The 13,753-nt window shown below is 73.3% G+C and carries 11 protein-coding genes and 1 pseudogene; 3 read left to right on the top strand and 9 right to left on the bottom strand.

The features are described 5' to 3' along the window. Positions 1 to 22: 22 nt before the first annotated feature. Positions 23 to 763: an ABC transporter ATP-binding protein gene (locus tag WMF26_RS22030; protein ID WP_061629343.1), complete on the top strand. Its 741-nt coding sequence runs from the start codon at positions 23 to 25 to the stop codon at positions 761 to 763. A 25-nt stretch (positions 764 to 788) separates the two neighbouring features. On the opposite strand, the gene WMF26_RS22025 is transcribed toward WMF26_RS22030, so the two are convergent. Beyond that, positions 789 to 1,658, bottom strand: coding sequence for an MlaE family ABC transporter permease (locus WMF26_RS22025; RefSeq protein ID WP_438001935.1), 870 nt, complete (start codon positions 1,656 to 1,658; stop codon positions 789 to 791). A 19-nt stretch (positions 1,659 to 1,677) separates the two neighbouring features. Continuing rightward, positions 1,678 to 2,553, bottom strand: a complete 876-nt coding sequence (locus tag WMF26_RS22020) for an ABC transporter permease (protein WP_063823965.1) — start codon at positions 2,551 to 2,553, stop codon at positions 1,678 to 1,680. A 326-nt stretch (positions 2,554 to 2,879) separates the two neighbouring features. Between WMF26_RS22020 and WMF26_RS22015 the strand changes: the two genes are divergently transcribed. After that, the gene (locus tag WMF26_RS22015) at positions 2,880 to 3,818 is read left to right on the top strand and encodes a DMT family transporter (protein WP_437948128.1); all 939 of its coding nucleotides are present in this window, start codon (positions 2,880 to 2,882) and stop codon (positions 3,816 to 3,818) included. Between the two features lie 25 nt (positions 3,819 to 3,843). On the opposite strand, the gene WMF26_RS22010 is transcribed toward WMF26_RS22015, so the two are convergent. The 4 genes and pseudogenes from WMF26_RS22010 to WMF26_RS21995 form a co-directional block, all read right to left on the bottom strand. Then, entirely contained in the window at positions 3,844 to 5,592 is a 1,749-nt protein-coding gene (locus tag WMF26_RS22010) for a cation:proton antiporter (RefSeq protein ID WP_438001934.1), read from the bottom strand. 117 nt (positions 5,593 to 5,709) lie between these two features. Continuing rightward, a pseudogene (locus WMF26_RS22005) lies at positions 5,710 to 6,382 on the bottom strand (glutathione S-transferase N-terminal domain-containing protein). Positions 6,383 to 6,432: 50 nt separating this feature from the next. Beyond that, positions 6,433 to 7,395, bottom strand: coding sequence for an NAD-dependent epimerase/dehydratase family protein (locus WMF26_RS22000; protein WP_438001933.1), 963 nt, complete (start codon positions 7,393 to 7,395; stop codon positions 6,433 to 6,435). Then, a complete protein-coding gene (locus WMF26_RS21995; protein ID WP_437338995.1) occupies positions 7,392 to 8,024 on the bottom strand; it encodes a class I SAM-dependent methyltransferase in 633 nt (210 codons plus the stop codon). The genes WMF26_RS22000 and WMF26_RS21995 overlap by 4 nt, the downstream gene beginning before the upstream one ends. A 328-nt stretch (positions 8,025 to 8,352) precedes the next feature. On the opposite strand from WMF26_RS21995, the gene WMF26_RS21990 reads away from it, so the two are divergent. Then, positions 8,353 to 10,965 carry a S8 family serine peptidase gene (locus WMF26_RS21990; protein WP_438001932.1) on the top strand — a complete coding sequence of 871 codons (2,613 nt, stop codon included), beginning with the start codon at positions 8,353 to 8,355 and terminating at the stop codon, positions 10,963 to 10,965. A gap of 123 nt (positions 10,966 to 11,088) precedes the next feature. Here the strand turns inward: WMF26_RS21990 and WMF26_RS21985 are convergent, their stop codons facing one another. From WMF26_RS21985 to WMF26_RS21975, 3 genes are all read right to left on the bottom strand, one after another. Continuing rightward, positions 11,089 to 12,216, bottom strand: a complete 1,128-nt coding sequence (locus tag WMF26_RS21985; protein ID WP_438001931.1) for an RtcB family protein — start codon at positions 12,214 to 12,216, stop codon at positions 11,089 to 11,091. Continuing rightward, positions 12,213 to 12,596: a ribosome-binding factor A gene (locus WMF26_RS21980; protein WP_437948121.1), complete on the bottom strand. Its 384-nt coding sequence runs from the start codon at positions 12,594 to 12,596 to the stop codon at positions 12,213 to 12,215. Before WMF26_RS21980 ends, WMF26_RS21985 begins: the two co-directional genes overlap by 4 nt. A gap of 374 nt (positions 12,597 to 12,970) precedes the next feature. Further along, a complete protein-coding gene (locus tag WMF26_RS21975) occupies positions 12,971 to 13,621 on the bottom strand; it encodes a hypothetical protein (RefSeq protein WP_438001930.1) in 651 nt (216 codons plus the stop codon). Positions 13,622 to 13,753: the final 132 nt, after the last annotated feature.

Genomic DNA, 13,753 nt, shown 5'->3' with positions numbered 1-13,753 from the left:
CGCAATTACCCCGCAGGTCGCGATGATTTCGTTCCGGAATGTCAGAAAATCCTTTGGACCCAAAGAGGTCCTCAAGGACGTCTCGTTCGACGTCGAGGACGGCGAGGTGTTCTTCATCATCGGGCAGTCGGGGGTCGGGAAGAGCGTGCTGATCAAGCACCTCGTCGGCCTGCTCTACCCGGACGGCGGGGAGATCTGGCTGGACGGCGAGGAGGTGAGCCGCTTCGACGAGGCCCGGATGTACCCGGTCCGGATGAAGTGCGCGATGGTGTTCCAGCACTCGACGCTGTTCGACTCGATGACGTGCGCCGAGAACGTCGCGCTCCCGCTCCGCAAGCACAAGGGGCTCAAGCCGAAGGAGGCGCTCGCGGAGGCGCGGCGGCGGCTCGAGCAGGTGCACATGCGCGAGTTCGCCGACCGCTTCCCGCCGGAGCTCGGCGACGGGATGCGCAAGCGCGTCGCCATCGCCCGCGCGCTCACGCTCGACCCGCGCTACGTGCTCTTCGACGAGCCGACCACGAGCCTCGACCCGGTGAGCGCGCGGCGCGTCGACAAGCTGATCCGCGAGCTCAGCGACACGCTCGGCGTGACGAGCATCGTCGTGAGCCACGATCTCGTGAGCATCTTCACGATCGCCGACCGCATCGTCATGCTCTATCAAGGGCTCGTCCGCCTCCTCGGGGATCGAGCGGTGTTCCAGGGCGCCGAGGACCCGATCGTGCGGCAGTTCATCACCGGCAGCGCGGAGGGGCCGATCGAGTGAGGCGCGGCGCGGCCGCGCGGTCGGGCTAGCGGAAGATCAGGAACGCGGCCGCCGAGATCAGCATGTTGAGGACGATGACCGCGAGCGAGGAGTTCACGACCGCCCGCGTCGTCGCCCAGCCCACGCCCTCGCTGCCGCCGAAGGTCGAGAGGCCGGAGTGGCCGGAGACCACCGGGATCGCGGCGCCGTACGCCACGCACTTGGCGAGGCCGGTGGCGAGGTCGCCCGCGTCGACGAGGCTCACGTTGATGAACGTCTCGGGGCTCACGCCGAACATGCTGTACGCGGTGATCATCCCCGTGGTGAACGCGACCGCGGCGCTCCAGACGATGAGGCACGTCGTCATGAGCAGGCTCGCGATGAACCGCGGCTTGATGAGGTAGTCGATCGGATCGGCCGCGCACATGCGCAGGGCGTCGACCTGCTCGGTCACCACCATCGAGCCGATCTCGGCGGCGATGCCGGCGCCGACGCGCGTGGCGAGCATCAGCGCGCCGATCGAGGCGGCGAGATCGCGGACGAGCAGCTCGAGGTAGGTCGCGCCGAGCATGGTCAGATCCGGGATGACCCGCTTGGCCTGCTGGCCGGCCTGAAAGACCATGATCATCCCGATGAAGCCCATCACGACCGTCAGGAAGAACAGCGATTTGTTGCCGATCTCGTACATCTGCACGAGCACGGCGCCCGGCTCGCGGCGGCCCTTCGCGCAGTAGTAAAGCGTCCTTACGAATACCGAGTAGAGCTCGCGCGCGGACGCGAGGAGGGACAGCGCGGCGCCGCCGAGCGCGGCGACGCCGGACAGCTCGGGCGCGACGTCGCGGAGCTCGCTCGAGGGGGGGCCGGTGGGGGGGCCAGCGCTCGCGCGCTCCGGGAAGCTCGGGTGGGAAGGGGGCATGCGCGGCGCCGTCGGTCCGTCAGTCGAGCGTGAACGAGACGAAGTAGTCGAGGATGAAGATGCCGGCGGCCGAGGCGACGACGGTCGCGTTGACGGCGCGGCCGACGCCGGGGGCGCCGCCGGTCACGCCGAGGCCGTACTGGCAGCTCGAGAGCGCGAGGACGACGCCGAAGACGACGCTCTTGACGAGGCCGCTCATGACGTCGCCGATGCCGAGGAGCCCGCTCGTGAGGCCGTTGTAGAAGACGGCCGGGGCGACGCCGAGCAGGAGGTCGCCGGTGAACGCGGCGCCGAGCAGGGCGAGCGCGTCGGCGAAGATCACCGAGAGCAGCAGCGTCAGCACCATCGCGAGGAAGCGCGGGGCGATGAGGAAGCTCACCGGGTCGATCGCGAGCACGCGGAGGGCGTCGATCTGCTCGGTGACGACCATGGTGCCGAGCTCGGCGGTGTTGTTGGCGCCGACGCGGCCGTTGATCATGAGCGCCGTGAGCAGCGGGGCGATCTCGCGGAGCGTGCCGAAGCCCGCGCCCCAGCCGAGCAGGCCGTGCGCGCCGAAGCGCTCGACCAGCGGCGCCGCCTGGATGACCATGATCGCGCCGGTGAAGAGCGCCGTCACGACGACGATGGGCATCGACTTGACGCCCATCCTGTAGAGGTTGCGCATGAACTCGGCGCCGTCGACGCGGAGCGTGGCCACGCGCGCCGCGATCTGCCCCGCGAGCACGGCCATGCCGCCGACCGTGGCGGCGATCTGCAGGAACGACGCGCCGACCTGGTGCACGCCGGAGGGCTCCTGCGCGAGCGGCGCGCGCCGCCGCCGCGGGGGCGGCCCGCCGGGGGCGGGGAGCGCGCCCGGGACGCGCGCGGCGGTGCCTGGGCCAGCAGGAGACGTCATCGGAACGGGGAGCTTAGCCCAAGGCCCACGGGGAGCGCGGCCCGATCCGACGCGATCCGCGCGCGCAGCGGCCCGGACAGCTACCCAGCCGGGAGATCGTCCCCTACCTGAAAAATACCTGCCTCTCCCCGGAGCCGTCCTGTGCGATGGCAAACGCGGACTTCCACGCGCAATGCTGGCTCGTCTCCCGCTCGAGGAGCGCGCCCGCGGGGCGGGGCCGCGGCGGCGCGGTGGCGCGGTGGCGCGGTGGCGCGGTGGCGCGGTGGCCGATGCCCGGTCTCCCGCGAATCGACCTGTGAGCCTGTGACGACGAGAGGCGCGATTTCATGTCCCAATCCGAGCGCGCGCACACCTTGACCGGCGAGCTGCCGACTGGCCTCCTCGACGATGGCCGGACGTTCGCCGTCCTCTCCGCGGCGACGTTCGCGCTGAAGGCGATCTTCGTGAAGCTCGCCTACGCCGCGCACCCGATCGACGCGGTGTCGCTGCTCGCGCTGCGGATGGGCATCGCGCTGCCGTTCTTCCTGTGGCTCGCCCGGAGGGAGCGCGGCGAGGCCGCCGAGCGCATGACGCCCCGCCTCTGGGGCGGCGTGCTGCTCGTCGGCTTCCTCGGGTACTACCTGTCCAGCCTGTTCGACTTCATCGGGCTCACGTACATCAGCACCGGCCTCGAGCGCCTGATCCTGTTCGTGTATCCGACGCTCGTGCTCCTGATCGGCGCGGTGTGGCTGAAGCAGCCGGTGCGCGCCAAGGCCTGGGGAGCGCTCGCCGTGTGCTATCTCGGCCTCGCGGCGGCCGTCTGGCACGATCTCGAACAAACCGGGGACGCGCGGGTCGTCGCCGTCGGCGGAGCGTGGGTGTTCGCGAGCGCGGTGACCTACGCGCTCTATTACATCGGCGTCGGCAAGCTCGCCTCCAGGGTGGGCTCGACGCGCCTCGCCGCGTATTGCGGGGCGACCTCGTGCGTGATGGTGCTCGCGCACTACGCGGCGACGGGGAGCCCCGCGCGGCTTTCGGAGCTCCCGGCCGCGGTGTGGTGGTACGCGGCGGCGATGGCGACGATCAGCACGGTGCTCCCCATCGTCCTGCTCGCGGCGGCGATCCGGCGGCTCGGCGCCGGCCGGGCCGCGACGTTCTCGACGCTCGGCCCGGTGCTCACGATCGCGTTCTCCTGGGTCATCCTGGGCGAGCCGTTCGCGTGGCAGCAGGTCGTCGGGCTCGCGCTGGTCGTCGGCGGCGTGACCTCGCTCGGCAAATCGCGCTGAGCCGGACCTCCGCCCCGCCGCGGGATCACCCCGCGGGCGCCGCGGGCTGGGGCTCCGGCGCGCTGGTGCCGAAGAGCTCGCTCCGGACGCGCTCGCGCTCGCGCTCCACCTGCTCGGCCGTCGCGCCGAGCCGCACGAGGAGGCGCTCGGTCATCGAGAACGCGACCTCGGCCTCGCCGGTCACGACGACGTCCGCGCCCGCCTTCTTCAGCGCGGCCACCTCGCGCATGTAGAAGGCGCGGGCGAGGACGAACAGCCCCGGATTGATGCCCTTCGCCTGCTCGATCACCGCGTCCCCGGACGGGCCCGCCGACGTGAACAGCAGGCTGTCTGCCGTCCCGACCCCGGCGCGCTCGAGGATCTCCCGCTGCGTCGCGTCGCCGTAGATCGCGCGGATGCCCTGGCTCTGCAGGTGCCTCACCGTGTCGACGTTCAGCTCGACGACCGTGGGCTCGATGCCGTTCTCCCGGAGCAGCCGGGTCAGCGTCCGCCCGACCGGGCCGTAGCCCACGACGACCGTGCGGTGGGCGCTCTCGTCCACCGGCGCGGGCTCCGCGCCGGCCTGCGCCGCGGCGCCGCGGCGCAGGAGGAGCGCCGACGTCGAGCGCGCCAGGCGATCCCGGAGGCTGAAGAGCAGGGGGTTCAAGGTGATCGACGCGATCGACGCGACGACGAGCGCCTGCGAGGCCTCGTCCGGCATGATGCCGAGCTGCCGGCCGAGCGTCGCGAGGATGAACGAGAACTCCCCGATCTGCGCGAGCGACAGGGCCACGGCGAAGGCGGTCTGGAGGGGGCGGCGGAGCAGCACCACGACGAAGAGCGCGGCGAGCGGCTTGCCGATCAGCACCACGGCGAGCGTCGCCGCGGCGACCGGCCAGCCGATGGCGAGCTGCGTGGGGTCGAGGAGCATGCCGACCGAGACGAAGAACAGCACGGCGAACGCGTCGCGCATCGGGAGCGCCTCCGAGGCGGCGCGCGAGCTGAAGTCGGACTGGCCGACGACGAGGCCGCCCAGGAAGGCGCCGAGCGCCATCGACGAGCCGAAGAGCTTCGCCGAGCCGACGGCGACGCCGAGCGCGACGACGAGCACCGTCAGCGTGAAGAGCTCCCGCGAGCCGGTCTTCGCCACGTAACCGAGCAGCGTGGGGATGACGCGCTGTCCGACGATGAAGACGAAGGCCACGAGCCCGGCGAGCTTGAGGACCGCGATGCCCACGGACACCGCGACCCCCGTCGCGCCCGCGCCGGCGTCCCCGCCGAGCAGGGCGGGGAGCAGTACGAGCACGAGCACGGTGAAGACGTCCTCGAGCACGAGCCAGCCGATGGCGAGGTGACCGGCCGGGGTGTGCAGGACGTGGCTGTCGCTGAGGACGCGCGTGAGCACGACGGTGCTCGCCACGGAGATGGCGATGCCGAAGACGATCGACGCGGCCCACGACCAGCCCGCGGCGCGGCCGACCAGGCCGCCGAGCGCGGTGGCGACGGCGATCTGGATGAGGGCGCCCGGCACGGCGACCTTGCGCACGGCGAGGAGCTCGCGGACGTGGAATTGCAGGCCGACCCCGAACATCAGCAGGATGACCCCGATCTCCGCGAGCTGATCCGCGAGCCCCTTGTCGGCGACGAACCCCGGCGTGAAGGGGCCGACGAGGATCCCGGCCAGCAGGTAGCCCACGATGGGCGACAGCCTCAGCCGCTGGGTCATGAAGCCGAACGCGAGGGCGGCGGTGAGCCCGCCCGTGAGCGTGAGGATCAGGTCGAGTTCGTGCGGCATGTCCGCGTCTAGTAGCGCTTCTCGCCGCCGGCCGCAGCCGTTACCGCGCGACGGGGCGGCGGAAGCTGCGCGACATCGTCATCGATCGTCGCGATCGTCGCGCCCGCGTGCCGGCCCCTACTTGCCCACGACGCCGATGGCCTCGTACGCCTCGATGATGTGCGGCTCCTCCTTGGCCTTCGCGATCCACTCCTGCATCGCGGGGAGGGCCAGGATCGACGCCACGTAGCGCTGAGAGATCGCGTCGAGCTCGACCCCGTAGGTGTCGAACCGCGTCGCGACCGGCGCGTACATCGCGTCCGCGACGCTGAAGCGGCCAAACAGGAACTCGCCCCCTTGGCCGAAGCGAGATCGGCAGTCGTTCCAGATCGCTTGGACGCGCGATGTCCTGCGACGCGGCCTCGGTGATCGCCACGCCCTGGATCTTGCGCCGCACGTTCATCGGGAGCGCGGTGCGGAGCGCGGCGAAGCTGCTCGCCATCTCGGCGCTCACCGCCCGCGCGACGGCGCGCGCGCCGCGCGCCTCCGGCCAGAGCTTCGCGTCGGGGAAGCTCTCCGCCACGTACTCGGCGATCGCGAGCGACTCCCAGATCGTGAGCGCCCCGTGCTTCAGGGCCGGCACCTTGCCCGAGGGCGAGTGGCGCTGGATCTCCGGGGTGCGGACGCCCGGCGCCCGGAGCGGGATCACCACCTCGTCGAACTCGGCGCCGGCGTGCTTCAGGGCGAGCCAGGGCCGGAGCGACCACGAGGAATAGGACCTGTTTCCGATATACAGAGTGAGGTCAGCCATGCGCGGAGTCTACCACCGCGGCGCGCCCGGGCGCGCCGCCGCCCTGGCCTTCACCCCGCCGGCTCGCCCCCGAACACCTCGCTCGCGAGCGCCTCCACCGCCATGCGCACGGCCTCGTCGCTCGTGTGGCGCACCCGGAAGCCCAGCGCCGCCAGCTTGCCCGGATCCATCCGCGATCGCGGCACGTCGCCGGGCCACCCGCGCTCGCCGCCCTGATACCGGATCACCGCGTCGGGGTAGGGCGACGCCGCCACGCACAGCTCCGCGATGCGGGAGACGCTCGTCGCGTCCTCGGGCGCGAGGTTGAAGATGTTGAGCCGCTCCGCCGCGCGATCGAAGCCGAACAGGATCCCCTCCGCGCAGTCGCGGACATCGAGGTACGGCTTCGACTGGCGCCCGTCGCCGAGCACCTCGAGCTCGGTGCGGCGGTCGCGGAGCTTCTTCAGGAAATCGAGCGCCGCGCCGTGGGTCCCGCGCGGCCCGACCACGTTGCCGAAGCGGTAGATCCACGCGGTGAGGCCGAAGCACTCGACATAGGCGCTGATGAGCGCCTCGCCCGCGAGCTTGCTCGCGCCGTAGAGCGAGATCGGCAGGGCGCCGAGATCGCCCTCGGCGCACCGCCGCGCGGTGTCGCCGTAGACCGTCCCGGAGGACGAGAAGATCAGCCGGCTCACCCCCGTGCGCCGCATCGCCTCGAGCACGTTGTACGTCGCGATCGTCCCCTGCTCGAGATCGAGCCGCGTCCGCGCGAGCCCCCAGCGCGCCTCGGGGTTCGCGGCGAGGTGCACGACGAGATCGTGGCCCGCCATCGCCTCGGTGAGGCGCTCGAGGTCGAGGGCGTCCGCCTCGACGAGCGTCGCGCGCCCGGAGGCGAGGTGCGAGGCCACGAACGCGCGGCGCCCGACCGAGAGGTTGTCGTACAGCGTCACGTGGCCGCGCTCGACGAGGCGATCGGTGAGGTGGCTCCCGATGAACCCGGCGCCGCCGACGACGAACGACCTGAGCCCGGTCATCGCCCGCCTCCTCCGGCCGGGCGCTCGACCCGGGCCGCGAACTGCAGTCGATCCTGCGTCACCATGCGAAACGGCATGTCGTGGATCCGGAGCGGCCACTCGAGGCCGGTGATGCGCCCGCCCGCGCCGCGCACGAGCTCGACGAGCTCGCCCGGCGTGAAGTAGGCGCCGCGCACCTCGACGCCCGGCGCGGCGTTGCCGACGAGGTCCATGAGGAGCAGCACCTTCTCCGAGACCGGGCCGAAGCGGAAGTGATCCTTGAGCGCGACGACGCGCGCGGCGACCCGGAGCGCCTCCGCGAGCAGCGCGGCGGGGCGCGCGCAGTGGTGCAGCACGTCGGAGAGGAGCACCGCCTCGAACGCCCCGTCGGGGAAGGGGAGGCGCTCGCCGTCGTACGCGACGACCGGGAGCGCCGCGCCGGGGCGCGCCTTCACGTCGACGCCGACGACGCGCTGCGCGCCCACCCGGCGCGCGACCTCGAGCGCGACCGTCCCGTCGCCCGCGCCCACGTCGAGCAGCGACGACGCGCGGCCCACCTGCGCGGCCAGCGCCCGCGCGACGCGGCCCACGCGCGGCACGTGGACCAGGCGATGGTGCATGGAGAACAAGGCGCGCGCGAGGACCGTCATTCCACATCCGAGCCCCGGCGCCGTCCGCGCCGGAGAGCCGCGCGACCCTAGAACACCGATCACGTCAAGATCCAGAGAAAATCGGCAGATGGGAAGAGGACCGCCAGGGCGCAAGGGACGCAAGGGGAAGCGGGGAACAGATTATCTCCCTGTCCCCTTGCGCCCCGGCGCGAAAGGAGGGCTGACCTGAAACAGCCGCTCTTCCAGGGTCTACGACGATGACGTGGCGAGGCTCGCTCTCAGAGCCGTTCTCGCCCCGCTCTCGCTTGACCGATTCGCGCCATCGAACATAGCTGATTCAATGAACGGCACGCGCGGAACAGGGCTCATGAAATACGGTGTGCGCTGGTTCGGTCTGGCTTGCCTCCACATCGCTCTTTCAGGGTGCAGCGGAGAGCTTGGAGTCGAGGGAGCGGGCCAGAACAACGCCCCTCCGGACGGCGCGGCGGCGGGCGAGGCGGCGTTCGCGCCGGAGGAGCCGACGGAGCTCTGGTTCGTGGAGCTCGAGCGCGCGCCGGCCGCGACGAGCGGCGGGCGCGCGCGCGCGAAGGGCCTCGCCGACGAGGAGCGGGCGCTCTTCCGGCGGGCGGCCGAGGAGCGCGGGCTCCGGTACGCGCTCCGGTTCTCGTTCGAGGAGCTCTGGAACGGCCTCTCCGTTCGCGTCGCGCGCGGGGGCTCCGCCGCGCTCTCCGAGATGCCCGGGGTCAAGGCCGTCTACCCCGTCGTGCCCGTGGAGCTCGACGTCGCGCGCGCCGCGACCGCGGTCGATCCGGACCTCGCCGTCGCGAGCGACATGTCCGGCGCGGACCTCGTGCGCCGCGACCTCGGCGTGACCGGCGAGGGCATCCGCGTCGGCGTGATCGACAGCGGCGTCGACTACCATCACCCCGACCTCGGCGGCTGCTTCGGCCAGGGCTGCCGCGTGGCGTTCGGCCACGACTTCGTCGGCGACGACTTCGTCAGCGGCGACGCGAGCAAGCCGCCGGTGCCCGACGGCGACCCCGACGATTGCCTGGGCCACGGCACGCACGTCGCCGGCATCATCGGGGCGAACGGGATCGTGCAGGGCGTGGCGCCGGACGTGACCTTCGGCGCCTACCGCGTGTTCGGCTGCCGCGGCGGATCGCGCGCCGACATCATCCTCAAGGCGATGGAGCGGGCCGCCGAGGACGGCATGCGCGTCGTCAACATCAGCATCGGAACGCCGTTCCAGTGGCCCGACTACCCGACGGCGGCCGCGGCGACCGCGCTCGTCGCGCGGGGCGTCGTGGTCGTCGCGTCGATCGGCAACAGCGGCGAGAAGGGGCTCTGGGCCGCGGGCGCGCCCGGCGTGGGCGAGGCGGTCATCGGCGCCGCGTCGATCGACGGCACGCGCGTGACCCGCCTGTCGTTCACCGTGGCGCCGGGCAACGCGGCGATCGGCTACGCGCGCGCGGAGGGGAGCCCGCCCCCGCCGCTCTCGGGGAGCGCGCCGCTCGCGCGCACCGGGACGCCCTCGAGCGCGCGCGACGCCTGCGATGAGCTCCCCGCGGGCAGCCTCGCGGGCAAGATAGCGCTCGTCCGGCGCGGCGGCTGCCCCTTCCACGAGAAGGCCGCGCGCGCGCAGGCCGCGGGCGCGGCTGGCGTCGTGATCTACAACGACCGGGGCGGGGAGATGAACCCGTCGGTCGCGTCGGGCGGCCCGATCTCGATCCCGGTCGTGGGGATCGCGCAGGCCGACGGCGAGCTGCTGAGCGCGCGCCTCGACGCGGGGCCGCTGACCCACAGCTGGACCGATCGGGCCGTGGCCGCGCAGAGCAGCACGGCGGGCCTCATCTCCGGCTTCAGCTCGCACGGCCTGAGCGCGGCGCTCTCCTTCAAGCCCGACCTCGCCGCGCCCGGCGGCGCGATCTACTCGACGGTCCCGGTCGAGCAGGGCTCGTACGACACGCTCAGCGGCACGTCGATGGCGGCGCCGCACGTGGCGGGCGCCGTCGCGCTCCTGCTCGACGCGCGCCCGGAGCTCTCGGCGCCGCGCGTGCGCGACGTCCTGCAGAACAGCGCCGTCCCCGCGCCGCGGGGCGGCGATCCGAGCGGGCAGGTGCTCGAGGGCGCGCACCGGCAGGGGGCGGGGGTGATCCGCGTCGACCGGGCGATCCGCGCGACCACCGTGATCAGCCCCGGCAAGCTCGCGCTCGGCGAGAGCGAAGCCGGCCCCGCCGCGCGCACGCTGACGCTCGAGAACGCGGCCGCGCACGACGTCACCTACGACCTGTCGCACGCGCCCGCCGCGTGCGCGACCGGCGGCGATCACTGGAGGCCGACGAGCGCGACGGCCGGCGCCGCGGCCGTCGATTTCGGCGCCCCGAGCGTCACCGTGCCCGCCCGCGGGCGCGCGACCGTCACCGTCACGATCAGGGCGAGCGACGCGCTCGCGGACGGGAGCCTGTTCGGCGGCTACCTCGTGTTCACCCCGCGGGGCGGCGCGGCCGACGGCCCGCTGCGGGTGCCGTACGCGGGGTTTAAGGGCGACTACCAGAGCGTCCCCGTCCTCAAGCCGTCGGGCAGCAGCGAGGCGCCGTGGCTCGGCAAGCTGAGCGGGACGCGCATGGTCCCCCAGCGGAGCGGCGCGACCTACACCCTGGCGTCGGACGACGTGCCGTACGTGATGGTCCACTTCGACCACGGCGCGGAGCGCGTGACCCTCGACGTCGTCGAGGCCGCGACCGCGAAGCCGTGGGGGAGCGCGCTCTCGCTCTCGCACGTCGGCCAGAGCTCGTCGGCGACGGCGGCCACGCGGTACGGGTGGAAGGGCACGACGAAGCTCGACGGGCGGCCGACGGTCGTGCCGGACGGGGACTATCGGATCAAGCTCCGCGCGCTCAGGGCGCTCGGCGATCCGGGCAACGAGGCGCACTGGGACACGTGGACGTCGCCCGTCTTCACGATCGATCGGCCGTGAGCGGGGCGCTCACGGCGCCTTGTGTCGATCGGCCGTGAGCGGCGCGCTCACGGCGCCTTGTGTCGATCGGCCGTGAGCGGTGCGCTCACGGCGCCTTGTGTCGATCGGCCGTGAGCGGTGCGCTCACGGCGCCTTGTAGACGAGCACCGGCCGGAGCCGGCGGACGACGCGCACGAGCGCGCGCTGCGCCCGCATGACCGCGCCGATGTCCTTGTAAGCCGAGGGCGCCTCCTCGCGGAGCCGGTCGGCGAGGCGATGATCGAACCACACGCCCTCGGCCTCCCGCAGCAGCTGCCGCGCGCCGATGCGGCGGCGCGCCTCGCCCCGCGGCAGCGCGCGCCCGGCGCCGTGCGCCGACGACCCGAGCGCGTCGGGGTGGCCGCGCCCCGCCACGTGGAAGCTCGGGCTCCCCATCGACCCGGGCACGACGCCCAGCTCGCCCTCGCGGAGCCCCATGGCGCCCTTGCGGTGCACCCAGAGCGCGCGCCCGCCGTGCTCCTCGAGCCGCACGTGGTTGTGATCGACCTCGATGCGCGACGGCGCGTCGACCTCGACGCCGAACAGCTCGGCGAAGAGCCCCGCGGCCTCGGCCGCCATCCGGGCGCGGCTCGCCCGCGCGTAGCTCGCGGCCCACGCCGCGTCGGCGAGGTACGCGCGCCCTGCCTCGCTGTCGGCCTCGAGGAAGCGGACCCCCGAGCGATCGCGCGCCGCGAGCGCCTCGTGGTGCTCCCGGATCGCCGGCCCCATGGCGCGCGAGCCGCTGTGCAGGAGCAGCCACAGCGCGCCCTCCTCGTCGCGCTGCACCTCCAGGAAATGGTTTCCCCGGCCGAGCGTGCCGAGCTCCATGCGGCCCTCGCGGCGCTTCATCGCCTCGAGCCGCGGCGCGCCGAGCCGCGCCTCGGCGAGGTCGTTCGGCAGCGGCGGGGCGCCGGCGACCGGGTGCAGGACGTGCGGGACGCGGCGGCAGAGCCCCGAGAGGAGCCGCGCCGCGCGGTCGCGGTCCGCGAGCAGATCGGCGCCCGCGCGGAGCCGCAGGGCGACCATGCCGCACCCGATGTCGCCGCCGACCGCCGCCGGCAGGAGGCGGCGGGTCGTGGCGGTCACCGTGCCGACGCACACGTCGTCGGCCACGTGCGCGTCGGGCATCACCGCGACGTGCGCGACGTCCTCGGTGCGCGCGAGCCGCGCGAGCGAGGCGTCGAGCGCCGCGCCCGCGCCGTCCGGGAGCCACGCGGCGATGCGCGCGCTCACGGCTCCTCCTCCGGCGGCAGCACCTGGAAGGCGAGCGTCGGCGCGCGCTTGCGCGTGATCGCCCCCGCCACCTCCGCGCGCACGTAGCCCGCCACCCGCGCGAGCCGCGCCGCCGCCGCTTCCGGCGGCGTGCCCGGCCCGACCTGCACGACCACCGCGAGCCGGCTCGCGTCGGGCGCCGGCTCCACCTGCATCACCCAGACGTCCTGGAGGACGTCATCGCGGAGCGCGGCGAGCGCGTCGCTCACCGCCTCCTGCACCTGACGACAGAGCTGGCGCTCCTTGCGCTGCGCCTTCCGCGCCGCCGTCCCACCGAACAACGAACCTGCGTCCACGACGGAGCGCGCGTCTTCGCGGCTCCGCGATCGATCCTTGCTCATGCCATGCTCCCGAGGGCGCGGCGACGCACCTACGCGTCTGCCGCGCGGTTTCCAGCGACACGCGAGATGAGCTCGGGGATGTGAGCCTCGCCGGCGCGCTCAGCGGCGCGCCAGACCGAGGCTCGTCGATGCAATCGGGTGCATGGCGGGCCTCCTTCGCTGCGAAGGGTGCACGAGCGAGGGCAGGCGCGCAAGGCGCGCGCGGCCGCGCTTCCGCGGGCCGCGCGCCTGCCGCTCCGGCGCTCGGCGCCGCGCGTGGAGCGGTCCGGCCATCCCTGGCCGGACCTGTGGCGGGCGGCGGTCCGGCCATCCCTGGCCGGACCTGTGGCGGGCGGCGGTCCGGCCATCCCTGGCCGGACCGCTTGCGGGCGGAGCTACAGGGCCTGGCGGTGCGCCGACGCGGCGCACTGGCGCTCGATGACCTTCGCGGCGTAGCGGAGCGTCCGGCGCGTGACCGCCATCATGAGCGGCGCGGTCAGCGCGTCCCAGATGAACAGCTGCCGCCGCGTCCGCGTGTCGGTCGCGCGGATCCGCACCTCGTACGAGAGCATCGTCCGGCGATGGCCGTGGGGCGTCACGACGTAGCTGCCCGCCGCCTTGACGTACCCCGGGCAGTCGAACGCCTTGAACTCGGCGGCGGACCGCCTGACGTACAGGCTCTGCGCGTTCATCGGGCGCGCGATCGCGCCGACGACGATCTCGGAGCCTTCCTTCTCGGCGAGCCTGATCTGGCCGTAGTCCTCGACGTTCTGGAGCGACACGCGCGCGGGCGCCGGCAGCGGCGCGAGCCGGAGCCTGCGCCGGGCGCGGCGCGCCTCGGCCACGCGGAGCGCGAGGAACGCGCGCACCAGCAGCGAGGGGCTCCTCGCGAAGTCCACCCGCTTCAGCGCCGCGTACGTCGCCTCCGGCGTCGCCATCACGACGATTTGCTCGTTCACGACGATGTCCGCCACCGGCAGGAAAGACTCGATGAGCGTCGGGCAGGCGGCGGAGCGCTGCTGTCCCTCGAACGAGCTCTCCGTCATGGCCTGTCCCTCTCCCTGTCGGCTCTCACCCTGTTCTGTCGAGATGTTCTGCATGGCGAGCTACCCCCTGCGCGAGTTCATTGGGGCAGCCGCGACGGATCGCCAGCAGGCGTCTCCTGCTCCTGGTGCGGG

This window comes from Sorangium sp. So ce185 (genome assembly GCF_051526825.1).
Classification (GTDB): Bacteria; Myxococcota_A; Polyangia; order Polyangiales; family Polyangiaceae; genus Sorangium; species Sorangium cellulosum_D.
This window is presented reverse-complemented; position numbering and strand designations above follow the sequence as displayed.

Coding starts and splice junctions, on each gene's coding strand:
- WMF26_RS22030 (WP_061629343.1), top strand. CDS start 23: ATGATTTCGTTCCGGAATGTCAGAAAATCCTTTGGACCCAAAGAGGTC.
- WMF26_RS22025 (WP_438001935.1), bottom strand. CDS start 1,658: ATGCCCCCTTCCCACCCGAGCTTCCCGGAGCGCGCGAGCGCTGGCCCC.
- WMF26_RS22020 (WP_063823965.1), bottom strand. CDS start 2,553: ATGACGTCTCCTGCTGGCCCAGGCACCGCCGCGCGCGTCCCGGGCGCG.
- WMF26_RS22015 (WP_437948128.1), top strand. CDS start 2,880: ATGTCCCAATCCGAGCGCGCGCACACCTTGACCGGCGAGCTGCCGACT.
- WMF26_RS22010 (WP_438001934.1), bottom strand. CDS start 5,592: ATGCCGCACGAACTCGACCTGATCCTCACGCTCACGGGCGGGCTCACC.
- WMF26_RS22000 (WP_438001933.1), bottom strand. CDS start 7,395: ATGACCGGGCTCAGGTCGTTCGTCGTCGGCGGCGCCGGGTTCATCGGG.
- WMF26_RS21995 (WP_437338995.1), bottom strand. CDS start 8,024: ATGACGGTCCTCGCGCGCGCCTTGTTCTCCATGCACCATCGCCTGGTC.
- WMF26_RS21990 (WP_438001932.1), top strand. CDS start 8,353: ATGAAATACGGTGTGCGCTGGTTCGGTCTGGCTTGCCTCCACATCGCT.
- WMF26_RS21980 (WP_437948121.1), bottom strand. CDS start 12,596: ATGAGCAAGGATCGATCGCGGAGCCGCGAAGACGCGCGCTCCGTCGTG.
- WMF26_RS21975 (WP_438001930.1), bottom strand. CDS start 13,621: ATGACGGAGAGCTCGTTCGAGGGACAGCAGCGCTCCGCCGCCTGCCCG.